The sequence below is a fragment of the Aeromonas taiwanensis genome, from assembly GCF_000820165.1.
GTDB classification, from domain to species: Bacteria; Pseudomonadota; Gammaproteobacteria; order Enterobacterales; family Aeromonadaceae; genus Aeromonas; species Aeromonas taiwanensis.
In genome coordinates this window covers 1-23,675 of record NZ_CDDD01000067.1, presented here as the reverse complement: position 1 = coordinate 23,675, position 23,675 = coordinate 1, and the positions used below count along the sequence as shown (strand labels likewise).

Sequence of the window (23,675 nt, the reverse complement as noted above, 5' to 3'; positions counted from 1 at the left end):
CATGTTGACGATCTGGCGCACCCGGGCCCGCTCCAGGGGGGCGGACGGCATCAGGGGGTGGGCGGGGTAAGTCTCGTCGAGGTACTCCATGATGGCCACCGACTGGCCGACCTGCACCTCGCCGTCCGCCAGAAAGGGGACCAGCCCCTGGGGATTGATCCGGCGGTAGGCTTTCTCCCGCTGCTCTCCCTGCCGCAGATTGATCGGATGCTGCTCGTAGTCGAGCCCCTTGAGCTGCATCACGATCCGCACCCGATAACTTGCCGATGAACGCCAATATCCAAACAACTGCAACATAGTCTGTCCCTGTGTTGGCAGGTGCAAGGGCACCCGCCGCTCGCTGGCCGGCCTCTGTCCTTGCCGGCTTTCTTACTTCGTCTGGCTGGCGTCCGCCGGCATGACCCGCTGCAAAATGGTGCCAAACAGACTCAGTCCGTTGCGATCCTGCATCGCGATGGACACTGTATCACCAAAGCGCAGGAAGGGTGTAGTGGCTTGACCAGACTCGATAATTTCCAGCATCCGCCGCTCGGCGAGGCAGGAGGAGCCGGCACTTCTGTCGTAGTTGGAGACGGTGCCCGAGCCGATGATGCAGCCCGCCCCGAGGGGTCGGGTCAGGGCGGCGTGGGCGACCAGTTCGGGGAAGTTGAAGGTCATGTCCACCCCGGCGTCGGGGGCACCGAACAGGGCGCCGTTGAGATGGGTCAGCAGCGGCAGATGCACCTTGCCATCGTGCCACGCCTCCCCCAGCTCGTCCGGGGTGATGGCCACCGGCGAGAAGGCGCTGGAGGGCTTGGACTGGAAGAAGCCAAATCCTTTGGCGAGCTCGCCGGGAATGAGATTGCGCAGGCTCACGTCGTTGACCAGCATCAGCAGCTTGATGTGGCTGGCGGCCGCCTGCGGGCTGGTGCCCATGGGCACGTCGTCGGTGATGACGGCGACCTCAGACTCGAAATCGATGCCCCACTCCTCGGAGCCCATCACGATGGGGCCCCGCGGCGACAGGAAGCTGTCCGAGCCCCCCTGGTACATCAGGGGATCGTGCCAGAAGCTCTCCGGCATCTCGGCGCCGCGCGCCTTGCGCACCAGCTCCACGTGGTTGACGTAGGCGCTGCCGTCCGCCCACTGGTAAGCCCGTGGCAAGGGGGAGAGGCAGGCATTCTGATCGAAGGGGAAGGCATCGGGACAGTCGCCGTCGTTGAGCCGCTGATAGACGAGCGCCAGTTGCGGCGAGAGCTCTGCCCACTCGTCGAGGGCCGCCTGCAGGGTGGGCGCCAGCTCGCTGACGTGCACCGCCCGGGTCAGATCGCGGCTGACCACCGCCAGGACGCCGTCCCGTTTGCCATTGTTCAGGGTTGCCAATTTCATGGGAAATTCCTTATTTGCCGCTGGTGCCTGGACGCTGCCAGCTGGTGACATATTGACTGTTTTCGGCCTTCTCGCAGATCTCGCCGACGGTGAGGGCGTCCCGAGTATCGAGCATCACCGCCACCTCGTCGGTGAACGTCTTGGCATGGGCCAGGCCCGCCGCAAACGCCTTGGGATGGGGGCCGTGGGTGAAGCCGGCGGGGTGGAAGGTGACCATGCCCCGCTCGATGTTGTCCCGGCTGAAGAAGTCCCCCGCGTGGTAGAAGAGCACCTCGTCGAAGTCATCGTTGCTGTGGTAGAAGGGCACCCGCAGCGCACCGGGGTCGCTCTCGATGGGACGCGGCACGAAGGTGCAGATGACGAACCGGCTCGCCACGAAGGTGGAGTGGGCCGAGGGCGGCAGGTGGTAGCGGTGGCTCATCAGCGGGCGGATGTCCCGCCAGTTGAGGCGCACCACGCAGAGATCCCCGTGCCAGCCCTGGGCATCCAGGGGGTTGAACGGCCAGGTGACGACCGAGACCTGGTTGTGGCGCTTGATCTGCAGCGACCAGGGGTTCTCGTCCTGCTGGGCCAGGAAACGCTCGTTGATGGCGGGCACGTCCAGCGCCGCCGGATCGAAGATGGCGTGCTTACCCACCAGCCCCTTGTCCGGCAGCTGATAGCTGTCGTCCGTCGCCTCTATCATCAGGATGAAGAGCGGCGCCGTGGGCTCGATGCGCCACATGGTGCCGCGGGGGATCACCACGTAGTCCCCATCTCTCAACGTGAGATGGCCGTAGTCGCAATAGAACTCGCCGCCCCCCTCGTGGATGAACAGCAGCTCGTCCCCGTCGGCGTTGCGCACCAGGAAGGGCATGGGCTCATTCAGGCGCCAGATCCGGTAACGGCAGTGGGGGTTGCTGAGGATGTCCGGCATCATCCAGGGGGAGAGGGAGCGGACCTCCTCTTGCAAGTTGTTGAGGTCGAAGGCCCGCGGTCGCAGCGGCCCCTCCCACTGGGTCCAGTCGGTGGGGGCGTGCTTGTGGTGCATGTGGGTGGCAGGGCCGAAGAAGCCCGAGCGACCCAGCTCGCGCTCGTAGATGGCCTGCTCGGGCAGATCGGCGTGGGCCTGGCGGGAGTGGGTCCCCTCCCGATGGGGGAAGCTTATCCAGTTACGCATCGCGCTGTGCTCCGTTTTTCTCGCCCTGCGTGGCGCCATCCAGCACGCCGCGGCGGATCTGGTCCAGTTCGATGGATTCGAACAGTGCCTGGAAGTTGCCCTCCCCGAACCCCTCGTTCCCCTTGCGCTGGATGATCTCGAAGAAGACGGGGCCGATGACGGTGTCGGTGAAGATCTGCAGCAGGATGCCGTCCTTCGTCGGCGAGCCATCGATGAGGATGCGCAGCGCTTTCAGCGCAGCCAGATCCTCCTGATGCCCCTCGACCCGGCGGTTTACCCCCTCGTAATAAGTATCCGGGGTCGGCATAAAGCCGGTGCCCCGCCCACGCAGGGTGCGGATGGTCTGATAGATGTCATTGGAGGCCAGCGCGATGTGCTGGATCCCCTCCCCCTTGTACTGGCGCAGGTACTCCTCGATCTGGGACTTGTCGTCCGCCGACTCGTTGATGGGGATGCGGATCTTGCCGCAGGGAGCCGTCATGGCGCGGGAGTGCAGCCCCGTCAGCTTGCCCTCGATGTCGAAGTAGCGGATCTCGCGGAAGTTGCCGATCCGCTCGTAGAAATTCGACCAGAGGTTCATGTTGCCGCGGTGCACGTTGTGGGTCAGGTGATCGATCTCATAGAGTCCCGCGTCCACCTCGGCCATGCGCGCCTGCCAGTCCGGGTAGAAGACAAAATCCACGTCATAGATGGATCCCCGCTCGCCGTAGCGGTCCACAAACGACAGCGTGCTCTCGCCGATGCCGTAGATGGCGGGGATATTGAGCTCCATGGGCCCTATCTTGCCGACGAACGGCTTGGCTCCCTGGGCGATGGCATACTGCTGGGCAAGGCCCGCATCGGCCACCCGGAACGCCATGCCGCACACGCTCGGTCCGTGGGCCCTGGCGAACTCCTCCGCCTGGGAGTGGGGCTCGGCATTGACCACGAAGTTGATGTCACCCTGGCGATAGAGCCAGCACTGCTTGTGCCTGTGCTTGGCCACCTCGGCAAACCCCAGGGAGACGAACAGCGCCTTGAGGGCCGCAATGCCCTTGAGATCCGGGGCCGTGTACTCGACGAATTCGAAGCCATCGGTCCCGAGGGGGTTGATGGTGTGAGTACGGGAAGAGGGGGTGGTCATGATGCGCTCCTTGCGATGGGCTGATGACGAAACGGGTCACACCGGAAGGACGCTACAGACAGCCACCACCGGCGTTGTTAATAACTTGTTTCATTAGAGGTATCGGCACCACGAAAGAGAAGAGGCAGGCATCAGATAGTTGGTCGGAGGTCGCCGCCACAAGATGTAAATGAAATGTGACATTGAGGCCGCGCCCTTGTGGACAGCCTCCGGCGGGGTCGCCAGGCTGTCAGCTTTGCCTTACAGGCGCCAGGTTTTCACCCTGAGGTGAGGCAGACGGGCCCGGGCCTGTTGCAGGCGACGGTGAGTGGGATTGACGAGCCAGGCCTCTCGCCCGAGCGCCAGCAGCGGCAGATCGTGCAGGCTGTCGCTCAAGGCAAGGGCGACGTCGAGCTGCCGGATTTCCGGCAGCAGCTTGTGCGGCCCATGGCAGTAGACACGGGGTACCAGGCCGCCAGAGCGATAGCACATCCGTGAGCCGATGATTCGGTGAGGCAGCTTTGGCAAACGCCGATGGAGCTGGGCGCGCACCTGGGCACGGGGACTCGCGGAGATGATCCAGCAACGCGCTCCTTCCCCCATCAGGAGAGCGCGCGCCTCCGGATACAGGCCGGGCCGGGTGAGGCTGTACTCCCGCACCAGAGCGCGCCACGCCAGGGGAGAGAGCCCCAGGGTGATGGCCCACCAGATAAGCGTGAGCCCCTGCCGGCGCAGGTGAGGCAGCAGATAGACGAGCCCGCCCAGCCCGATCACCGGCCACAGCAGCAGCGGCCAGCCACGGCGGCGCAGGATATGGCGCAGCAAGCCGGCGTGGCTGTCTCCCGGGGCCAGAGTGTCGTCAAAATCCGCCAGGATCCAGCCCGAACCGGGGATCCGCTTTTGATCGCTCATTCGGCCAGGCCCGAGATGGCGGCGTGCAACTCGGGCAGCAAGAAGCGCTCTCCCTCGTCGGGCGGGCAGACGAGGTCGAACGCCTCCCCTGCCAGGGTGAAGGCGAGGCGCCAGGCGTGCAGGTAGCCGCGATCGGCCGCGGTCCCGCCGTAGCGTTCGTCCCCGAGGATGGGGGCACCTATGCTCTTCAAGGCCACCCGGATCTGATGGGTCTTGCCGGTCTGGGGCTTGATGCGATAGAGGCGCAACCCCTCCAGCACCGACACCGAATCGAACCAGCTGATGGCGGGGTTCTCCTGGGTGCGGGTCAGCATCCAGCTACCGCCACGCCCCTTCTCCATGTCTCCCTTCACCCAACCCTGCTTCTTCTTCGGCTTGCGATCCGAGAGCGCCAGATACTGCTTGCTCACCTCCCTCGCCGCAAACGCCATGCTGAGCGCGCGGTTCGCTTCCGGGGTGCGGGCCAGCAGCACCAGCCCGGACGTCATCTTGTCGAGGCGGTGAACGGGGTAGAGTTCCAGCCCGGTGTCGGCTCGCACCAGATTGACCAGACCCGGCTCGCCGGCGTCGTCGTGCATGCCAAGACCCGGGCTCTTGTTGATCACCAAGAAATCTTTGTGCTGCAGCTGTATCCGGTACATGTATAACCCTTTAGAATGTAATATGTTAAAAAATTGAATGCGGGCCTGCTGGCCATCCCCATGGACCCTCAGCACAAGAATCGCACGAATGAGAAGATGCCTGTTTTGGCTTTTGTTGCTTGGCGCCAGCTATGCGTCGCCCCTCCTGGCCAGTGAACGCCCCCAGGAACAGCCGGACCGGGTGGTCCTGCAGCTGCGCTGGCTGCACCAGCCCCAGTTTGTGGGCTATCACATGGCCAAGGCCAAGGGGTTCTATGCCGATGCCGGACTGGATGTCGAGATCCGTCCCGGCGGCAAGGGGATCAGCCCCGTCCAAGAGGTACTGGCCGGGCGCGCCGACTTCGGGGTCGGCAATACCGAGGTGCTGACCGGCTATGCCCGGGGAGAGCCTCTGCTGGCGCTCGCCAGTGTCTACCAGCACTCTCCGTCCATCTTCCTGGCCCGCCGCGACAGCGGCATTCTCACCGTTGCCGACATGCGTGGCAAACGGATCATGATGTTTCCCGGCCATCAGGATGCCGAATTGATGGCCACCCTCTACTATCAGGGGCTCCACGAACGCCAGCTCATCCCGGTGCCGACCTCGGTCAACATCGACGATCTCATCACGGGCAAGATAGACATCTTCAACGCCTACCTGAGCAACGAGCCCTTCTATCTGGAGGAGCGCGGTATCTCGGTCTCCGTCATCAACCCCCGCAACTACGGCGTCGACTTCTACAGCGACATCCTCTTCACCACCCAGGCACAGGAGCAGCTCAACCCGGATCGGGTGGCGCGTTTTCGGGCGGCGAGCCTGAAGGGATGGCGCTACGCCCTCGCCCACCCCGAGGAGGCCATCGCCCTGCTGCGCACGGAATATGGCGTCAACCGCAGCCAAGCCCACATGGAATACGAGTTGCAGATGAGCAAGGAGATGATCCAGCCGCTCTATGTGGAGATCGGGTATATGAATCCGGATCGCTTCGCCCATATCATGCAGCAGCTCGTCGAGATAGGGCTCGTGGCCAAACCGGTGGCCCTGCGCCGCTTCCTCTATCAGGTGCCGTCGGATCAGTGGATATTCTGGCGCCCCTGGTTCCTGCTGAGCCTGGGAGTGGGCGCCCTCATCCTGCTGCTTTCCCTCTATCTGCTGCTCTGCAACAAGCGCCTGAACCGGGAGGTGGCCCTGCGCCAGCAGCGCGAGCAAGAGATACTGCAGCTGGCCCGCCTCGATCCCCTGACCGGCTTGCCAAACCGGCTCAGCCTGATGGAGCAGCTGAAGGAGCAGGTACAGAGCGCCAACCCGGGCTGCCTGCTGTTTTGCGATCTCAACGACTTCAAGCGCATCAATGACAACTTCGGCCACAGCCAGGGGGATGCCATCCTCTGCCAGCTGGCCAGACGGATCCATGATGCCATCGGCCACCAGTGCTACTTCGCCCGTCTGGCGGGGGACGAGTTCATTCTGCTGCTGCCCGCGTACACCACCCATCAGGCAGAGGAGATAGCCGAGGTGATCCGCCAGGCCATGCAGGCCCCCTTCGTGGTGAACGACCAGCCCATGCAGGTCGGGATCAGCATAGGGATCAGCCACTACCAGCATGACTGGAGCCCGGAGCAGTGGCTCATCCAGGCAGACAAGGCCATGTACTGCGACAAGAGCGGCAGCTTCATCACCCTGGCGGAGCAATCCGGCTGACGGAGCAGCAGGGCAGGCAGACAGGCAGACAGGCAGAACAACTCTCACCACTGCCGCGATCCAATGCAAGAAGGCCACCCCAGGGGTGGCCTTCTTGCATGACGGAAATGACGAAACCTAGCCAAAGGTCTGCCCCAGGGATTTGAGCTGGCACGCCTTGGTGAGCAGGATGTCGCTCGAGGCGTCCATGTCCTGCATCTTGCTGCTGTTGGTATGGGAGTGCTGGGAGATGGCGTTGACGTTGCGACTGATGTCTTCCACCACCGCCTGCTGCTGCTCGGCTGCCGCCGAAATCTGGGTCGAGAGATCCACCACCCGTTCTATCTCCGTCAGCACCTCGTGCAGGCTCTCCGACCCCTGCCGGGTCAGGGCCACGCAGGACTGGGTCTGCTGCAGGTTCTGTTGCATCATCCCTTTCCAGCTGTTCAGGGTGCGCTGGATCTGCCCTATGCTGCCCTGGATCTGCTCGGTCGCCTTGTGAGTACGAGTGGAGAGGGTACGCACCTCGTCCGCCACCACCGCGAAGCCGCGCCCCTGCTCACCCGCCCGCGCCGCCTCGATGGCGGCGTTGAGCGCCAGCAGATTGGTCTGATCCGCGATCCCCTGGATCTCGTTCATCAACACCCCGATGCGATCCGACTCCTCGGCCAGCGCCACGGCGGCCGTGAAGGCGTGCTCCGCCTGGGTGGCGAGCTCGGTGACCCGCTGCTGGGTCTCTTCCAGCTGCTGGTCGGTATGCTCGCAGTGGGCCTTGGCATGGGCGATCTGGTTGTCCGTCTCCTGGATGTTGCGGGCGATCTCGTGGGCCGTCGCCGCCATCTCGGTGATGGCCGTCGCCACCTGCTGGGTCTGGATATCCTGCTCGGCGATGTCGGCGCTGGCCTCGCTGGAGGCAGTCTTGAGATGGGCCGCCAGCTCCTGCAGGGAGAGGGTCGCGTCATCCACCCGCCCAAGGACGGTACGGATCCTGGCCTGCAGCAACTTGATATGGAAGTCGGCGATGGCGCTGGGCTCATCCCCCGAATAGATGAGCCGGGTCAGGCTGTCGTACTCCTCGGCGAGCTGGCGCAGGAAACGGGGGGTGGAGAAGAGGGCATGACGGTAGAGCAGCCCCAGCCACACCAGGGGCAGCAGGGTGAACAGGGGGGCCCAGGGTCCCATCGCGTAAATGCCACCGGCAAGCATCAGCAAGAGACCGACGATGGCGAGCCCGTGGCGCATTGGGCGCAGGCTCAGCACGGCCTTGCGCTCCCCCCGCTCCACCGCCTTCAGTCTGGCGTAGGTGCGGGCGGCCACCTCCTTCATCTCGGGAACGGCGCGGCTGCGCACCGACTGGTAGCCGTTGATCCGCCCCTGCTCGAAGATGGGGGTGACATAGGCATCCACCCAGTAGTAGCGTCCATCCTTACAACGGTTCTTCACCATGCCACGCCAGGGTTTGCCTTGTTTCAGCTTGCTCCAGAGATCGGCAAAGGCCGCCTTGGGCATGTCGGGGTGGCGCACCATGTTGTGGTGCTGGCCAATCATCTCCGCCCGGCTGTATCCCGCCACCCGGCAAAAGTTATCATTGGCATAGGTGATGACCCCCTGCAGATCCGTGGTGGAGACCAGCTGTTCATGAACGGAAAAATCCACTTCTTCGTTGACAAGATGAACCTGTTGTTTACCCATAGCGCATGCCTCTTGTGTAATGGCTCAATTAGCGTAGTCAAGCGTTTCGGCCACAACAATATGCCCCCGCAAAGAGTAGGGATGGCTGAGGGGCCTCGTCCGGTCTTGTGATGGGGGCTCAACCCTCGCCCGCCCCGCCGAGATCCTGCACCCGGATCCGTTTCTTGCCCACCTTGCCGGTGCCGGTCCCGGGGATTACCGCATAGGGTCGGGCTCCCTCGCCTCTCCCTTGAACTTGCCGTCATGGGACACCTTTCCCGCTGTCTCATCGACAACAAGCAGAGGCATCTGGCCAGCTCCGCCCGGGGCATGGATAGATAGCTTATTGAATTACCTGGATTAATAAGAGAGGAAGGCCCTCACGCCCACAGGCGGACGGGCCTTGGACCTAAGCATAATTGACGTTAACGTAAACGTAGTGTGAGATGGTGGTATTCACAGCCAGTATCCACAGCCACACATGAACACCATGACAGGAGTCACCATGTCCAACCTCTCCCCCTCGGCCGGGACGCGTTTTCGCACTGCCCTGGCCAACGAGAAGCCCCTGCAGATCGTCGGCACCATCAACGCCTACATGGCGCTGATGGCCGAGCGCAGCGGCTTCAAGGCTCTCTACCTCTCCGGTGCCGGGGTGGCCAACGCCTCCTATGGCCTGCCGGATCTCGGCATGACCTCCATGAACGACGTGCTGATCGATGCCGAACGCATCACCGCCGCCACCCGGGTACCGCTTCTGGTGGACATCGACACCGGCTGGGGGGGCGCCTTCAACATCGCCCGCACCATCCGCGCCTTCGAGCGTGGCGGTGTGGCTGCCGTGCACATGGAAGATCAAGTGGCCCAGAAGCGCTGCGGCCACAGGCCCAACAAGGCCGTGGTCTCCACCGCAGAGATGGTGGACAGGATCAAGGCGGCGGTGGATGCCCGCCAGGACGAAAGCTTCGTCATCATGGCACGCACCGACGCCCTGGCGGTAGAGGGGCTGGGATCGGCCCTGGAGCGCGCCGCCGCCTATGCAGAGGCCGGCGCCGACATGATCTTCGCCGAGGCGGTCACCGAACTGGACCAGTACGACCGCTTCAAGCAGGTGGCCGGGGTGCCCATCCTCGCGAACATGACCGAGTTCGGCAAGACAGAGCTGTTTGACAAGGAGCTGCTCGCGGCCCACGGCGTCGACATGGTGCTCTACCCTCTGAGCGCCGCCCGCGCCGCCAACCAGGCCGCCCTCAATGTCTATCAGGCGCTTCGCCGTGACGGCCACCAGCGGGCCGTGGTCGACACCATGCAGACCCGGGAGTCCCTCTACGACTTCCTCGGCTACCACCACTACGAACAGACCCTGGACAGACTGTTCACCCAGGACCCGTCGACCAAGGAATAACCGACCATCGGCTGCCCATGCCGGCGGCCGGTGCCTCAACGGACTGAATCAAGGAGATATGTGATGAGCGCCATTTCTGAAACCACCGCCGGCTTCAAGCCGAAGAAATCCGTCGCCCTCTCCGGCACCCCCGCCGGCAACACCGCCCTGTGTACCGTGGGCCTCTCCGGCAACGATCTGCACTATCGCGGCTACGACATCCTGGACGTAGCCACCAGCTGCGAGTTCGAGGAGATAGCCCACCTGCTGGTGCACGGGCACCTGCCCAACGTGGCTGAGCTCGCCGCCTACAAGGCCAAACTCAAGGCCCTGCGCGGCCTGCCCACCGGGGTCAGAACCGCCCTGGAGCAGCTGCCCCCCTCCGCCCACCCCATGGACGTGATGCGCACAGCCGTCTCTGTGCTCGGGTGCCTCGCCCCGGAGAAGGACGATCACAACCACCCGGGCGCCCGGGACATCGCCGACAAGCTGATGGCAAGCCTGGGCTCAGTGCTGCTCTACTGGTATCACTTCAGCCACAACGGCAAGCGCATCGAGGTGGAGACCGACGACGACTCCATCGGCGGCCACTTCCTGCACCTGCTGCACGGTGAGAAGCCGCGCCACTCCTGGGTGCGAGCCATGCACACCTCCCTCATCCTCTACGCCGAGCACGAGTTCAATGCCTCCACCTTCACCGGTCGTGTCATCGCCGGCACCGGCTCCGACATGTACTCCTGCGTCACCGGCGCCATCGGCGCCCTGCGCGGCCCCAAGCACGGCGGTGCCAACGAGGTGGCCTTCGAGATCCAGAAGCGCTATGAGAACCCGGCCGAGGCGGAGGCGGACATCCGCGCCCGCATCGAGAGAAAAGAGGTCATCATCGGCTTCGGCCACCCGGTCTACACCATCTCCGATCCCCGCAACAAGGTGATCAAGCAGGTGGCGAAGGAGCTCGCCGAGGAGCAGGGCAGCACCAAGATGTTCGACATCGCCGAACGCCTCGAGGCCGTGATGTGGGATGCCAAGAAGATGTTCCCGAACCTCGACTGGTTCAGCGCCGTCAGCTACCACATGATGGGGGTGCCCACCGCCATGTTCACCCCGCTGTTCGTCATCGCCCGCACCGCCGGCTGGTCGGCCCATGTCATCGAGCAGCGCATCGACGGCAAGATCATCCGCCCGAGCGCCAACTACGTCGGCCCGGAAGATCTGGCCTTCGTGCCGCTCAAGGAGCGCAAGTGATGATCAACACTCAATACCGCAAGCCCCTGCCCGGCACGGCTCTGGACTACTTCGACGCCCGTGAGGCGGTCGACGCCATCGCCCCTGGCAGCTGGGACCGGCTCTCCTACACCGCCCGCGTGCACGCCGAGAACCTCGTGCGCCGGTGCGATCCGGCCATTCTCACCGAGTGCCTCGGCCAGATAGTGCACGGCAAGCGCGATCGGGACTTCCCCTGGTTCCCGGCCCGGGTGGTCTGCCACGACATCCTGGGCCAAACCGCCCTGGTGGATCTGGCGGGCCTGCGCGACGCCATCGCCGATCAGGGGGGCGATCCCGCCAAGGTCAACCCGGTCGTGCCGGTGCAGCTCATCGTCGATCATTCGCTGGCCGTGGAGTGCGGCGGCTTCGACCCCGATGCGTTCGAGAAGAACCGCGCCATCGAGGATCGCCGCAACGAGGATCGCTTCCACTTCATCAACTGGACCAAGCAGGCCTTCAAGAACATCGAGGTGATCCCGCCGGGCAACGGCATCATGCACCAGATCAACCTGGAGAAGATGTCCCCCGTCATCCACGCGGACCACGGTATTGCCTACCCCGACACCTGCGTCGGCACCGACAGCCATACCCCCCACGTGGACGCCCTCGGCGTCATCGCGGTCGGGGTGGGCGGTCTCGAAGCAGAGAACGTCATGCTGGGCCGCGCCTCCTGGATGCGGCTGCCGGAGATCGTCGGCGTGGAGCTGACCGGCAAGCCGCAGCCCGGCATCACCGCCACGGACCTGGTGCTCTCCCTCACCGAATTCCTGCGCAAGGAGAAGGTGGTCGGCGCCTATCTGGAGTTTCGCGGCGAGGGGGCCGCGGCCCTGACCCTCGGCGATCGGGCGACCATCTCCAACATGGCGCCGGAATATGGCGCCACCGCGGCCATGTTCTTCATCGACCAGCAGACCCTCGACTACCTCAAGCTCACCGGTCGCGATGACGACCAGGTGAAACTGGTGGAGACCTACGCCAGGGAGGCGGGCCTCTGGGCCGACGCCCTGGCGGGCGCCCAGTACGAGCGCGTGCTGCACTTCGACCTGTCGAGCGTGGTGCGTACCCTAGCCGGCCCCTCCAATCCCCATCGCCGCCTGCCGGTGGCCGAACTCGCCACACGGGGCATCGCGGTGGATCTGGACAAGGCCCGCGCCCAGGAGGCGGACGGCCTGCTGCCGGATGGCGCCGTGATCATCGCCGCCATCACCAGCTGCACCAACACCAGCAACCCGCGCAACGTGATTGCGGCGGGCCTGCTGGCGCGCAACGCCAACCGGCTCGGTCTGGTGCGCAAGCCCTGGGTCAAGTCGTCCCTAGCGCCCGGCTCCAAGACAGTGGCGCTTTACCTGAAAGAGGCGGGGCTGGACAGCGAGCTTGAGCGGCTCGGCTTTGGCGTCGTGGCCTTCGCCTGCACCACCTGCAACGGCATGTCCGGCGCCCTGGATCCCGCCATCCAGCAGGAGATCATCAACCGGGATCTCTACGCCACGGCGGTGCTGTCGGGTAACCGCAACTTCGACGGCCGCATCCACCCCTATGCCAAGCAGGCGTTCCTCGCCTCCCCGCCCCTGGTGGTGGCCTATGCCATCGCCGGCACCATCCGCTTCGACATCGAGAAGGACGTGCTGGGGGTGGTGGACGGCAAGGAGGTGCGCCTCAAGGACATCTGGCCGAGCGACGAGGAGATCGACGCCGTGGTCAAGGCCTCGGTGAAGCCGGCCCAGTTCCGCCAGGTCTATATCCCCATGTTCACCCTCGAGGAAGACCACGGACCGAAAGTGGCGCCTCTGTACGACTGGCGTCCCCAAAGCACCTATATCCGTCGTCCCCCTTACTGGGAGGGGGCCCTGGCCGGTGAGCGTACCCTGCGCGGCATGCGGCCCCTGGCGGTGTTGCCGGACAACATCACCACCGACCACCTCTCCCCCTCCAACGCCATCCTGCCGAGCAGCGCGGCGGGAGAATACCTGGCGAAGATGGGCCTGCCGGAGGAGGACTTCAACTCCTACGCCACCCACCGCGGCGATCATTTGACCGCCCAGCGCGCCACCTTCGCCAACCCCCAGCTCGTCAACGAGATGGCGGTGGTGAACGGCGCGGTGAAGAAGGGGTCCCTCGCCCGCGTCGAGCCGGACGGCCGGGTCATGCGGATGTGGGAGTCCATCGAAACCTACATGGCCCGCAAGCAGCCCCTCATCATCGTCGCCGGCGCCGACTACGGTCAGGGCTCGTCCCGTGACTGGGCGGCCAAGGGGGTGCGGCTCGCCGGGGTGGAGGTGATAGCGGCGGAAGGCTTCGAGCGCATTCACCGCACCAACCTGATCGGCATGGGGGTGTTGCCGCTCGAGTTCAAGCCGGGCACCACCCGCTTGACCCTGGGGCTGGACGGCACCGAGATCTATGATGTGGTGGGGATGCGCCAGCCCCGCGCCGATCTCACGCTGGTCATTCGCCGCCAGAGCGGCGAGGTGGTCGAGGTACCCATGACCTGCCGCCTCGACACCGCCGAGGAGGTCGCGGTCTACGAGGCGGGCGGTGTGCTGCAACGCTTCGCCCAGGACTTCCTGGCGTCGACAGCGCACAAGGCCGCAAGCTAACTCGCAACCCCGCTCCGCCCCTTTGAAAAAGGGGAAGGCGTAAAAGCACCCTCTCCCTTTGGGGGAGGGTTGGGGTGAGGGGAAATCCCCTCATCCGCCCTTCGGGCACCGTCTCCCAGAGGGAGAAGGAACTATGACTCTTCTCAGGACATTCTCTATGGCCCACACACCACAAGTCAGAATCCCGGCCACCTATCTGCGCGGCGGCACCAGCAAGGGAGTCTTCTTCCGGCTGCAGGACCTGCCCGAACGCTGCCAGGTGCCGGGCCCGGCCCGGGACGCGCTCTTCCTGCGCGTCATCGGTAGCCCCGACCCTTACGGCGCCCACATTGACGGCATGGGGGGCGCCACCTCCTCCACCTCCAAGTGCGTGATCCTCTCCAGGAGCAGCCAGCCCGATCACGACGTGGATTACCTCTACGGCCAGGTCGCCATCGACAAGGCGTTCGTGGACTGGAGCGGCAACTGCGGCAACCTCTCCACCGGCGCGGGGGCCTTCGCCATCCATGCGGGCCTGGTAGATCCAGCCCGCATCCCGGACAACGGCATCTGCGTGGTGCGGATCTGGCAGGCCAATATCGGCAAGACCATCGTTGCCCAGGTGCCGGTGAGCAACGGCCAGGTGCAGGAGACCGGCGCGTTCGAGCTGGACGGCGTCACCTTCCCCGCCGCCGAGATCGTGCTGGAGTTTCTCGACCCCTCCGATGACGGCGAAGAGGGCGCCCTCTTCCCCACCGGCAATCTGGTGGACGAGCTGGAGGTGCCCGCGTCTGTTGTAAAGAGCGGCGTGCTGAAGGCAACCCTGATCAGCGCCGGCATCCCCACCGTCTTCGTCAATGCCGAGGAGATCGGCTATATGGGCACGGAGCTGCGCGAGCAGATCAACACGGATCCCGAGGCTCTGGCCCGCTTCGAGGCGATCCGCATCGCCGGGGCCCTTCGCATGGGGCTCATCAAGACCGCAGAAGAGGCGGCCACCCGCCAGCACACCCCGAAAATTGCCTTCGTCGCGCCGGCGAAGGATTACCGCACCGCCAGCGGCAAGGAGATTATTGCTGGCGAGATAGATCTGCTGGTGCGGGCCCTCTCCATGGGCAAGCTGCACCACGCCATGATGGGCACCTGCGCCGTGGCCATCGGCACGGCGGCGGCCATACCGGGCACCCTCGTCAACCTGGCCGCCGGGGGCGGCGAGCGGGAGGCGGTGCGCTTCGGCCATCCGTCCGGCACCCTGAGGGTCGGGGCCCAGGCGCGGCAGGTTGACGGGGAGTGGACGGTCACCAAGGCGGTGATGTCCCGCTCCGCCCGCATCCTGATGGAGGGCTGGGTGCGCGTGCCGGGGGATGCCTTCTAGCCCGGCAAGCCTCCCCCTGGAGACGAACAAGCCCGGGCCCGCGCCCGGGCTTGTTTTTTAAAACCCTGTCCACCACTCCCCTTCTTGTTGTGGGCGTGGCACGCACTCCACCTTGCGCGGGATGTTCTGCTTCGCATCCCCGCCGATGAGCCGCTTCACCTGGCCCGCCGGACACCGGCCGTCATCCACATAGACCGTCTCCCCGTGGGGCAGCCTGCCGGGGGGCGGATCCTGGCTCAGATAGGTGATGGGCACGGGCGCGAGCACGCTGCACCCCGACATCAGGAGTGCGCCACACCAGAGTGCCAGCACGCCCCCCCTCTTTCCTGCAACCGCCATAGCTCACTCCCTGCCTCTGTCGGGGTGCCGAACCGGCGCCCCTTGTTCCGGCAGTGTACCCAGCGACGCCCCCGGGCCGACACCCGCGCCCGGCGGCGCTGTGACGATTCCAGACACAGGCAGAAAACACCCGGCCCCAGCCCTTCACTGCTCAGGCCCGTAGTAGTGGGCCAGCAGGGCATCGACCTCGGCCACGGGGATCGCCATCTGCGGCCAGCGCGCGGCCTTCTCCCTGATGTCCCTCAGGCTCCCCAACTCCGGGCGCAGTGCACCGCCGAGGTGGCGGTTCAGGGCATCAAAACGGGCGATCACCGCCTGACGGCTGAAGAGTTCGGGCGCCACATCCAGCCGGTAGCCCCGAAACAGCCACTGCAACCCCTGATAGACGGCGGGGTGGTAGACGCTGTGGTGATCCTCCTCCTCGAAGTAGCGGCTGGTGACGTGCAGGTTCGGGCCGGGAGCTCCCACCACCTGCCGGGCAAACTGCTGCAGGCGATCCCGGTGAAACGCCGAGCGCCCGAATCCCGGGGTGAAGGGGTTGTTGGCCACCGCGATAAACAGCGAGGAGGCGTGCCTGAGCGGCCCGGTCAACCCCTTCGCGATGCGCTGCTCGTTGTGGGGATAGTCGAACCAGAGGCTGGCGTCGATGGCGATCACCCCCTGGAACTGGCCGCCATCCCGCGCCTGTGCATCGAGCGCCAGCAGCCCGCCGAGGGAGTGGCCCACCAGCAGGGCCGGCGCCTGGGTCCGGAACCTCTCCTCGATGAGGGGGCGCAGCTCCTCGCTCAGATAGCGCAGGAACCGGGGGCCGCCCCCCGTCACGGCATAGCCTGGCCCCGCCGGTGCCCCATTGGGCAAGGTCATGGTGTGGCTCGGGGTGTAATCCCGCATCCGGTCGGTGTTGTGCACCGCGACGATGATGAGGGGGGGGATCGCCGGATTGAGCCCGGCCCGCAGGGCCCGGGTGATGCCGGCGACCTCCAACAGGCTCTTCTCCCCATCGAGCAGATAGAGCACGGGGAAGCGCGCCCCGGGCTCGCGTTCATATTCCTGGGGCAGAGAGACGCTGTATTGCCGCGTCTCCTCCAGCAGGGTCGAATGATGGGTGAAGCGCTGGGCGTAGTGGAGCATGTCTGCGTGGGCAGAAGAGAGTGTGATCATGGTGAGCAGCAGGGTGATGAGTCTTGTCATTGGATGAACCAGAGTCGTGTCGCCAGCCTTGGGGATCCCGCGCCGGGCGGCACACAGAGAAGGCAGCAGGGCCCGCAGGCCCTGCTGTCGTCGGTCGTTACAGCTTGTAGGTGAAGCCTGCCATCAGGTTCGCCGGCTCGCCGTACATGTTGAAGGTGCTGGTGGAGCCGACCCGGTAGAAGTACTCGCGATCCAAGAGGTTGTAGAGGTTCAGGGTCGCCTGCATCCTGTCGTTGATCTCGTAACGCACCGCCGCATCGAACAGGGCATAGCCCCCCTGGTGGGTCTCGACTCCCTTCTGGTTGAAGCCGTAGTCGCTCACCGCCGTCATCCCGGCCCCAAGGTGCAGCCCCTGCACCCAGTCGGCCAGGTGGTAGTCGGTCCAGAGTGAGAGAGCGTGACGGGGGATGGTGTCGAATTTCGGGTTGTGATCCCCCGCCTTCTCCTCGATGTCGGTGAAGGTATAGCCGACCATCACCATCCAGTTCTGGCTGAGGTAGCCGCTCGCCTCCAGCTCCACCCCTTGTGTCTCCACCTTGCCGGTGGCCCAGTAGGTATTGGTGATGGCGATGCCCTGATCGTCGTAGGCCTGGGCAGCGATGTTGTCGTCCTTCATCAGGAAGAGGGTCGCCCGGGTGTTGAGCAGGCCGTCCTGCAGCGAGGACTTGATGCCGGTCTCCCACTGGCTGCCCTCCCGGGGCTTGAGCAGGTTGCCGCTCTCGTCCTGACTGGTCTGGGGCTTGAACACCTTGGAGTAGCTGGCATACCAAGCGTGTTCGTCGCTCAGGTCATAGACGGCGCCCGCGTAAGGGGTGAACTTGCCATTGAACGCGGCGGACTCGCCGCTCTGGGCCCCCGAGCTCAGGGTGGTGCTGACGACATCCAGATCGTACCAGGAGACGCGAGCCCCGGTGATCACCGCGAGCGGCTCCATCAACCGCCAGGTCACCTTGCCATAAAGGCCCAGCTCGGATTGCTCCTCGTGATCGTTCTTGGTGTAGCTGTAGGTCGGTTTGGCGACCGTGGTCGGATCGAAGTCGAACACGTTGATCTTGCCGAGGTTGCGGTTGGTGTAGGTCTGGATATCCGACTCATAACGCTTGTAGTCAGAGCCCAGCACGAACTCGCTCTTGTGGCCAAACAAGCCAAACATCTGGCTGTAGTTGGCATCGAAGGCCATGTTCTTCTGCTGGTTCCCCTGACCGTTGAACATCAGCCCGGTGTTACCCGCCGCGTCAACGGGACCGTTGGTGAAGGTCTGCTCCAGCCGCATGTCGTGATCCATGTAGCGGGCCGAGACCTGGCCGACCCCGCCGTTGGCGAAGGCATGCTGCAGCGAAGCACCCACATCCGTGGTGTCGGCGTCGAAGAAGTCCTCGTCCGACCCCAGGTAGGTGCTGCGGCCAATGTCGAGTTGGGTGCCGTCCTTGTACGCCGGCAGACCGTTGGTCGGCAGGATGTCCTTGGTCTGGTGCAGGGCGTAGACGGAGAGGCGGGTACGATCCGAGAGATCGAACTCCAGGGTGCCGTAGTAGGTGCCGTTGTCGTTGTTGTTGTAGTCCACCTGGTTCTTGATGTCGGCGTTGGCCACCACGACGCGACCGCGCATTGAGCCCTCGTCGTTGAGTGCGCCCCCCATGTCCGCCTCCAGGTAGTGCCTGTCCCAGCTGCCATAGCGCGCCGTGACCGAGCCCTTGAAGACGTCGGTCGGACGCTTGAGCACCATGTTGATCACGCCCCCCAGCTCGCTGGTGCTGTTGAAGAGGCCGGAGGGGCCGCGCATGATCTCCACCCGATCCACCGCCGCCAGCGACGGCAGGGTGCCGTACTTGCTCTGCATGGGCGACGGCAGGCCGTTGAGGTTCACCTCGTCGTATTCATAACCGCGGGAGAAGATGGAGGAGCGGCCGCTGTCGTTGACCAGGGTGCGCAGACCCGGCGTGTACTTGGCCAGATCGTCCACCGCCACGAAGTTGCGCTCTTCGATGTAGTCGTTGGTCAGCACGGTGATCGACTGGGGGATGTCTTTCAGGGCCGCCGGCGTCTTGGTGCCGACGGTGGCCGAGTCGACCCCATAGCCGCCCGTCTCCTCCGACGGCGACATCCCGTAGAGCGGGTTGCCATAGACGACCAGGGTTTCATCCGGGCTGATGTCCGGTGTTTGTGCCCCGGCCGGAGCGGCAAGGGTGACGGTCAGAGCGGCAGAGACGGCCAGAGCCAGCGGGCTTAACGCTTTATCCTTCAAGACAACCATAGTAAGAGTGACCCCAAGATAGATATGATAATCATTTTCATTTAATTTTCCGGGGGCTAATATATCACTCCATCTTCCGCCGCAGTTTTGCGGTGTGGTCATTTCACTCTTCGACATGGTCAAATTGCACATGACTGACACAGTGGCAAGGGATACCAGCGCGCGCCAACGGGGCCGCTTCACCGGCAGGGTGGAGAACCTGGTGATCCAGGAGGGTCTTCGCTTTCACAACAAGGACATCGTTCACAAGGCCGACTTCGCCACCGAGCGAGAGCTGCCGCCCCAGCTGATCATCGCTATTCCCCTCGAGAGCCGGGCCCTGATGACCTATGGCGCCACTCACCGGCTCAAGGGGTGCCGCTTCCACGAGTCCGACCCCATAGTGGCGACCGCCATCCTCTACACCGAGCCCGACATGGTGCAGGGGGCGGCCAAAGCCCAGGTGCGCAGCCGCAGCATCGTCCTCTCCCTGGACCACGCCTGGCTCGCCCACAACCTGGCACAGGATCATCGCAAGTGTTTCGCACAGACCTTCAGCCGCCATCTGAGCCGCTTCGACTGGCCCCTGTCCCCACCGCTGGGGCAGATTGCGGAAGCGCTCAACCTCACCAGCAGCCAGAACGCCCCCGAAATGTTGATGCGCAAGGCCTTTGCCCTCAGCGTGTGGGAAAGCCTGATGACCAACCTCAAGCAGGCCGCCTCCCCCTCCTGCCAGCGCCAGAACGACCAGCCAACACGGCTGAAGATGCTGCTCAGGGATGACAGGGTGGACAAGATGACCCTGGCCGACATCGCGGGCACCCTCGGCATGAGCATCTCCACCCTGCAGCGGGCCGCGAGAAAAGAGCTCGGCATGAGCCTGCAGCGTTACCTGCGCGTGCGAAAACTGCAGGAGGCGCGGGCCAGGCTGGAGGAGCGCAGCCTCTCCCTGCAAGGCGCCGCCGCCCACGCCGGCTATGACCATGTGGCGAACTTCATCACGGCGTTTCGAAAACAGTTCGGCTTCTCACCGATGCGGATCGCCAGACAGCGCGAAGAGTAGTACATCGCCTTCCCCCGCCCCCACCCGGTGGTGATGTGACGATTCCAGACACAGGAAAACACCTGCGGATACCTTTTTTGCGCCTCCCGAACCTGACACCTGCAACCCGCATCGGGCAGAGAGTGCCGCAGCCCCTGCCGCATCCCTGCCTGACAGACGCCATCAGAGGAGGAAGGCTCCGGGGCTGATGAGACGATTCCCCCGTGAAACCAGCGTCATGCGAGGCACTTTTTGTGCTGACCATAGCTATGAAAATCAGAACGTTAGGTTTACATTGGTACAATCGACTCTTCCCGGAACGAGTGCATGAGGATACCTGTACTGAATCTGCCCCCCTTGCCGGCGGGGCGCCATTACCGTTTTCACGCCATGGTCAAACCGGGTGGTGCCCGCTGCAACATCGATTGCGATTACTGCTTCTATCTGCACAAGACGGAGCTGCTGGAACACTCTCAGCACAGCCAGATGAGCGAATCGACGCTGGAGCAACACATCCGCCAGTACATCGAGGCACAAACCGGGAACGAGGTGGTGTTCTCGTGGCAGGGGGGCGAGCCGACCCTGATGGGGCTGCCCTTCTTCGAGCGGATCGTCGCCCTGCAAGCCCGATATGCCAAGCCGGGGCAACGCATCGCCAACGATCTGCAGACCAATGGCATCGCCCTGGATGATCGCTGGATTGCCTTCCTGCGCCAGCACGACTTTCACGTCGGCCTCTCCATCGATGGCCCGCAGGCACTGCACGATGCCTATCGCAAGACCCGCAGCGGCAAGTCCACGTTCGAGCAGGTCATGGCCGCAGCCACCCGCCTGAGGGAGGCGAACATTCCCTTTGCTGCCCTGTGCGTGGTCAACCGCCTCAATGCCCTGCACCCGAAAGAGGTGTACCGTTTTCTGGTCGATGAGGTCGGAACCTGGCGGGTGCAATTCACCCCTGCGGTCGAACCCAAGCTCTATCGCCAGACCGCGCCAGCCAAGCTCTACGGCCGGACGCGCAGCCTTCATCACCGGCCAGTATCCGATCCGTTCGGGGATGACCACCGTCAGCATGCCGGGTGGTGCGCTGGGCCTGAAGGCCGAGTCCCCGTCCCTCGCTGAAGTACTGAAAGCCCAGGGTTACAGCACCGGCCAGTTCGGCAAGAACCACCTGGGCGATCGCAACTTCGCCCTGCCCACGGCGCACGGCTTCGACGAGTTCTTCGGCAACCTCTACCACCTCAATACCCAGGAAGAGTCCGAACAACGGGACTATCAGAACTTTGCCAAGGCCTATGCCGGATCAGCCGAGAAGTATGACGAGAAGTTCGGCACACGTGGTGTGCTGCACTGCTACGCCAGCGGCACCGAAGACAAGACGGTCGAACCGCGCTTTGGCGAAGTCGGCAAGCAGAAGTGTACCGATACGGGCCCGCTGACCCAGGAGCGGATGAAAGATTTCGACGGCAAGGAGGTCATTCCGGCCACCTTCAAGTTCATCGACAAGGCCAAGTCGGATGGGAAACCCTTCTTCGTCTGGCTGAACACCAGCCGCATGCACCTCTATACCCGACTCAACGACAAGTGGCGCTATGCCGCCGAGAAGTACACGAGCGAGTACGATTTGCACGGCAGCGGCATGCTGCAGCATGACCACGACATCGGGGTCGTGCTCGATTACCTCAAGCAGAACGGTCTGGACAAGAACACCATCGTCATCTACACCACCGACAACGGTCCGGAGCACTCCTCCTGGCCGCACGGTGCCACCACCCCCTTCCGCGGCGAGAAGATGACCACCTACGAAGGCGGCGTACGGGTGCCCATGATGGCACGCTGGCCCGATCACATCCCGGCCGGTGAGGTGCTCAATGGCATCCAGGGTCACCAGGATCTGTTCACCACCCTCTCCGCGGCCGCCGGCGTGAAAAACGTGGCCGATGAGATGATGAAGCAGAAGAAACAGTACATCGATGGCATCAACAACCTCGACTACTGGACTGGCCAATCCAAAGAGTCCAAACGCAACTCCATCCTCTACTACTACGAGGACAAGCTCACCGCCGTGCGCATGGGACAGTGGAAGTTCCACTTCTCCACCAAGGAGGATTACTACGCCAACGTCGTGCCGCTCACCGTGCCCAAGATTTACAACCTGCGGGCCGATCCGTTCGAGAGCTATGACACGATTGATGCCCAGGGTCACCTGATGCAGAAGATGTCCTGGTTGCTGGCCCCCGTCAGCGAAGTGGTTGCCCAGCACGTCAAGACCCTGAAGGACTACCCGCCGGTACAGGGTGGCACCAGCTTCGACATGTCCAACATCATCGCGGACACCATCCAGAAAGGTCCGCAATAATACCCGATGTCATACCCCCCAAGAGCCGGCGTTGCCGGCTCTTATCTTTCCTGATATCGGTATTGGCCCCCGCCCTCCCCACAGAGGCGCCCCCGGTCCTCACTGCCGGATACGCGGCGAGCGTTGCCCAGAAAACGGGATCCTGATCCCACAGTCCAGGGCAAGAGGATGGCACTTCTGGAGGCTTGTCCGTTGCCGTTTTCAAGGCCGGGACCGTGATCTGCACGGCCCTCATCCGGGCACTCTGCCGAGCACTCTGCCGGCGGTGACAACACCTTGTTCATGCGCAATACATCTTTGCTCTGGAATAGTGGGTCCCATACAGGTGGGGAGGCGCTTGAAAACAGCGCTCGTCATCCACACATTCAGTGCATACAATGCGTTAACGAAGCGGGCTCTGCCGCTTCCCCCGGAAATCAAGAGGACATCAAGATGGATACCCGTTCTATCTACACTGGCACCCAGGGTGCCGTGCGCGACACCAACAAGGTGCTGCGCAACACCTATATGCTGCTCTCCCTCACTCTTGGCTTCTCCGCCGTGGTAGCCGGGGTAGCGACCGTGATGAACCTGCCGCCCCTGCACTGGGCCGTGTTCCTCATCGGGGTCTACGGTCTGATGTTCCTGACCGAGAAGAACCGTGACAACGGTATGGGGCTGGTGTTCACCTTCGCCCTGACCGGCCTGCTGGGCTATAGCCTCGGCCCCATCATCAACATGTACATGAACAACGGCGGCGGCGAGATCGTGATGACGGCCCTCGGCGGTACCGCGCTCACCTTCTTCGGTCTGTCGGCCTATGCCCTGACCACCAAGCGTGACCTCTCCTTCATCGGCGGCATGCTGTTCGTCGGTTTCTGGGTGCTGCTGGTGGCCATGATTGCCAACATCTTCCTGCAGATGAGCGCCCTGAGCCTGGCCCTCTCCGCCATGTTCATGCTGTTCTCCTCCGGCGCCATCCTGCTGACCACCCAGCAGATCGTGCGCGGCGGCGAGACCAACTACATCTCCGCCACCGTCACCCTGTATGTCTCCATCTACAACATCTTCCTGAGCCTGCTGAGCCTCCTGGGCGGCAACCGCAACTGATGGATGCTGATGATGCACAAAACCCCGCTTCGGCGGGGTTTTTATTGGCTCCTATTTCTGTCAGGATAACCAGTAAATCAAGAAGATGATGCGAAATGGCCCTGATCCAAATCAGGGCCATTTCGCTGTCGACGGGTTATGCTTTCGCTTTCGATTCGCTCAAGGGTTGCCGCCATCCCATGCCCATGGATTTCTCAAGCCTGCTGCGCCGGCTGCTGACAGACAGTCACATCTACTTCGCGCTCAAGGTCCTGCTCGCCATCGTGGGGCTGCTCGCCTTCGCGCTGGCTACCGGCGACATCCAGCTCACC

At 63.9% G+C, this 23,675-nt stretch carries 20 protein-coding genes; 10 read left to right on the top strand and 10 right to left on the bottom strand.

Features of this window, described 5'->3' with window-relative positions:
• The 6 genes from BN1136_RS12325 to BN1136_RS12300 form a co-directional block, all read right to left on the bottom strand.
• Positions 1 to 297: glutathione S-transferase N-terminal domain-containing protein (locus tag BN1136_RS12325; RefSeq protein WP_043808569.1), on the bottom strand; the 297-nt coding region annotated here is incomplete at its 3' end.
• 72 nt (positions 298 to 369) lie between these two features.
• On the bottom strand, positions 370 to 1,368 hold the full coding sequence (locus tag BN1136_RS12320) for a fumarylacetoacetate hydrolase family protein (protein ID WP_043759780.1): 999 nt from the start codon (positions 1,366 to 1,368) through the stop codon (positions 370 to 372).
• 10 nt (positions 1,369 to 1,378) lie between these two features.
• Entirely contained in the window at positions 1,379 to 2,527 is a 1,149-nt protein-coding gene (locus BN1136_RS12315) for a homogentisate 1,2-dioxygenase (RefSeq protein WP_043759778.1), read from the bottom strand.
• Positions 2,520 to 3,650, bottom strand: a complete 1,131-nt coding sequence (gene hppD, locus BN1136_RS12310; RefSeq protein ID WP_043759776.1) for a 4-hydroxyphenylpyruvate dioxygenase — start codon at positions 3,648 to 3,650, stop codon at positions 2,520 to 2,522. The genes BN1136_RS12315 and hppD overlap by 8 nt, the downstream gene beginning before the upstream one ends.
• 240 nt (positions 3,651 to 3,890) lie before the next feature.
• Positions 3,891 to 4,541, bottom strand: coding sequence for an HAD family hydrolase (locus BN1136_RS12305; protein WP_043759774.1), 651 nt, complete (start codon positions 4,539 to 4,541; stop codon positions 3,891 to 3,893).
• Positions 4,538 to 5,182, bottom strand: coding sequence for a TIGR01621 family pseudouridine synthase (locus BN1136_RS12300; protein ID WP_043759771.1), 645 nt, complete (start codon positions 5,180 to 5,182; stop codon positions 4,538 to 4,540). Before BN1136_RS12300 ends, BN1136_RS12305 begins: the two co-directional genes overlap by 4 nt.
• 88 nt (positions 5,183 to 5,270) lie before the next feature.
• Here BN1136_RS12300 and BN1136_RS12295 point away from each other — a divergent pair, with 88 nt between their 5' ends.
• Positions 5,271 to 6,863: a GGDEF domain-containing protein gene (locus tag BN1136_RS12295; protein ID WP_043759769.1), complete on the top strand. Its 1,593-nt coding sequence runs from the start codon at positions 5,271 to 5,273 to the stop codon at positions 6,861 to 6,863.
• Between the two features lie 117 nt (positions 6,864 to 6,980).
• Here the strand turns inward: BN1136_RS12295 and BN1136_RS12290 are convergent, their stop codons facing one another.
• Positions 6,981 to 8,534: a methyl-accepting chemotaxis protein gene (locus BN1136_RS12290; RefSeq protein ID WP_043759767.1), complete on the bottom strand. Its 1,554-nt coding sequence runs from the start codon at positions 8,532 to 8,534 to the stop codon at positions 6,981 to 6,983.
• 484 nt (positions 8,535 to 9,018) lie between these two features.
• On the opposite strand from BN1136_RS12290, the gene prpB reads away from it, so the two are divergent.
• The 4 genes from prpB (at position 9,019) to prpF (ending at position 15,114) form a co-directional block, all read left to right on the top strand.
• Positions 9,019 to 9,918 carry a methylisocitrate lyase gene (prpB, locus tag BN1136_RS12285; RefSeq protein WP_043759764.1) on the top strand — a complete coding sequence of 300 codons (900 nt, stop codon included), beginning with the start codon at positions 9,019 to 9,021 and terminating at the stop codon, positions 9,916 to 9,918.
• 63 nt (positions 9,919 to 9,981) lie between these two features.
• Complete coding sequence (gene prpC / locus BN1136_RS12280; RefSeq protein ID WP_043759763.1) at positions 9,982 to 11,142, top strand: bifunctional 2-methylcitrate synthase/citrate synthase; 1,161 nt, start codon at positions 9,982 to 9,984, stop codon at positions 11,140 to 11,142.
• Positions 11,142 to 13,760 carry a Fe/S-dependent 2-methylisocitrate dehydratase AcnD gene (acnD, locus tag BN1136_RS12275; protein WP_197068446.1) on the top strand — a complete coding sequence of 873 codons (2,619 nt, stop codon included), beginning with the start codon at positions 11,142 to 11,144 and terminating at the stop codon, positions 13,758 to 13,760. Before prpC ends, acnD begins: the two co-directional genes overlap by 1 nt.
• 157 nt (positions 13,761 to 13,917) lie before the next feature.
• On the top strand, positions 13,918 to 15,114 hold the full coding sequence (gene prpF / locus BN1136_RS12270) for a 2-methylaconitate cis-trans isomerase PrpF (protein WP_043759761.1): 1,197 nt from the start codon (positions 13,918 to 13,920) through the stop codon (positions 15,112 to 15,114).
• 57 nt (positions 15,115 to 15,171) lie between these two features.
• On the opposite strand, the gene BN1136_RS12265 is transcribed toward prpF, so the two are convergent.
• The 3 genes from BN1136_RS12265 to BN1136_RS12255 form a co-directional block, all read right to left on the bottom strand.
• Positions 15,172 to 15,453, bottom strand: a complete 282-nt coding sequence (locus BN1136_RS12265) for a DUF6719 family protein (RefSeq protein WP_043759759.1) — start codon at positions 15,451 to 15,453, stop codon at positions 15,172 to 15,174.
• Positions 15,454 to 15,597: 144 nt separating this feature from the next.
• Positions 15,598 to 16,644 carry an alpha/beta hydrolase gene (locus BN1136_RS12260; protein ID WP_043759757.1) on the bottom strand — a complete coding sequence of 349 codons (1,047 nt, stop codon included), beginning with the start codon at positions 16,642 to 16,644 and terminating at the stop codon, positions 15,598 to 15,600.
• A gap of 97 nt (positions 16,645 to 16,741) precedes the next feature.
• Complete coding sequence (locus BN1136_RS12255) at positions 16,742 to 18,898, bottom strand: TonB-dependent siderophore receptor (RefSeq protein WP_043759755.1); 2,157 nt, start codon at positions 18,896 to 18,898, stop codon at positions 16,742 to 16,744.
• Between the two features lie 130 nt (positions 18,899 to 19,028).
• Here BN1136_RS12255 and BN1136_RS12250 point away from each other — a divergent pair, with 130 nt between their 5' ends.
• From BN1136_RS12250 to BN1136_RS12230, 5 genes are all read left to right on the top strand, one after another.
• Entirely contained in the window at positions 19,029 to 19,940 is a 912-nt protein-coding gene (locus tag BN1136_RS12250) for a helix-turn-helix transcriptional regulator (RefSeq protein WP_231557874.1), read from the top strand.
• A 306-nt stretch (positions 19,941 to 20,246) separates the two neighbouring features.
• The gene (locus tag BN1136_RS19910; protein WP_167332223.1) at positions 20,247 to 21,038 is read left to right on the top strand and encodes a radical SAM protein; all 792 of its coding nucleotides are present in this window, start codon (positions 20,247 to 20,249) and stop codon (positions 21,036 to 21,038) included.
• Entirely contained in the window at positions 20,974 to 22,275 is a 1,302-nt protein-coding gene (locus BN1136_RS12240) for a sulfatase-like hydrolase/transferase (protein ID WP_167332222.1), read from the top strand. The genes BN1136_RS19910 and BN1136_RS12240 overlap by 65 nt, the downstream gene beginning before the upstream one ends.
• Positions 22,276 to 22,707: 432 nt before the next feature.
• Complete coding sequence (locus BN1136_RS12235) at positions 22,708 to 23,364, top strand: Bax inhibitor-1/YccA family protein (RefSeq protein ID WP_043759751.1); 657 nt, start codon at positions 22,708 to 22,710, stop codon at positions 23,362 to 23,364.
• A gap of 95 nt (positions 23,365 to 23,459) precedes the next feature.
• A partial coding sequence (locus BN1136_RS12230) for a hypothetical protein (protein WP_043808566.1) occupies positions 23,460 to 23,675 on the top strand: 216 nt, incomplete at its 3' end.

Coding starts and splice junctions, on each gene's coding strand:
- hppD (WP_043759776.1), bottom strand. CDS start 3,650: ATGACCACCCCCTCTTCCCGTACTCACACCATCAACCCCCTCGGGACC.
- BN1136_RS19910 (WP_167332223.1), top strand. CDS start 20,247: ATGAGGATACCTGTACTGAATCTGCCCCCCTTGCCGGCGGGGCGCCAT.
- BN1136_RS12260 (WP_043759757.1), bottom strand. CDS start 16,644: ATGACAAGACTCATCACCCTGCTGCTCACCATGATCACACTCTCTTCT.
- acnD (WP_197068446.1), top strand. CDS start 11,142: ATGATCAACACTCAATACCGCAAGCCCCTGCCCGGCACGGCTCTGGAC.
- prpB (WP_043759764.1), top strand. CDS start 9,019: ATGTCCAACCTCTCCCCCTCGGCCGGGACGCGTTTTCGCACTGCCCTG.
- BN1136_RS12250 (WP_231557874.1), top strand. CDS start 19,029: ATGACTGACACAGTGGCAAGGGATACCAGCGCGCGCCAACGGGGCCGC.
- prpC (WP_043759763.1), top strand. CDS start 9,982: ATGAGCGCCATTTCTGAAACCACCGCCGGCTTCAAGCCGAAGAAATCC.
- BN1136_RS12235 (WP_043759751.1), top strand. CDS start 22,708: ATGGATACCCGTTCTATCTACACTGGCACCCAGGGTGCCGTGCGCGAC.
- BN1136_RS12300 (WP_043759771.1), bottom strand. CDS start 5,182: ATGTACCGGATACAGCTGCAGCACAAAGATTTCTTGGTGATCAACAAG.
- BN1136_RS12295 (WP_043759769.1), top strand. CDS start 5,271: ATGAGAAGATGCCTGTTTTGGCTTTTGTTGCTTGGCGCCAGCTATGCG.
- BN1136_RS12315 (WP_043759778.1), bottom strand. CDS start 2,527: ATGCGTAACTGGATAAGCTTCCCCCATCGGGAGGGGACCCACTCCCGC.
- BN1136_RS12255 (WP_043759755.1), bottom strand. CDS start 18,898: ATGGTTGTCTTGAAGGATAAAGCGTTAAGCCCGCTGGCTCTGGCCGTC.
- BN1136_RS12240 (WP_167332222.1), top strand. CDS start 20,974: ATGACCACCGTCAGCATGCCGGGTGGTGCGCTGGGCCTGAAGGCCGAG.
- BN1136_RS12320 (WP_043759780.1), bottom strand. CDS start 1,368: ATGAAATTGGCAACCCTGAACAATGGCAAACGGGACGGCGTCCTGGCG.
- BN1136_RS12305 (WP_043759774.1), bottom strand. CDS start 4,541: ATGAGCGATCAAAAGCGGATCCCCGGTTCGGGCTGGATCCTGGCGGAT.
- BN1136_RS12265 (WP_043759759.1), bottom strand. CDS start 15,453: ATGGCGGTTGCAGGAAAGAGGGGGGGCGTGCTGGCACTCTGGTGTGGC.
- BN1136_RS12290 (WP_043759767.1), bottom strand. CDS start 8,534: ATGGGTAAACAACAGGTTCATCTTGTCAACGAAGAAGTGGATTTTTCC.
- prpF (WP_043759761.1), top strand. CDS start 13,918: ATGGCCCACACACCACAAGTCAGAATCCCGGCCACCTATCTGCGCGGC.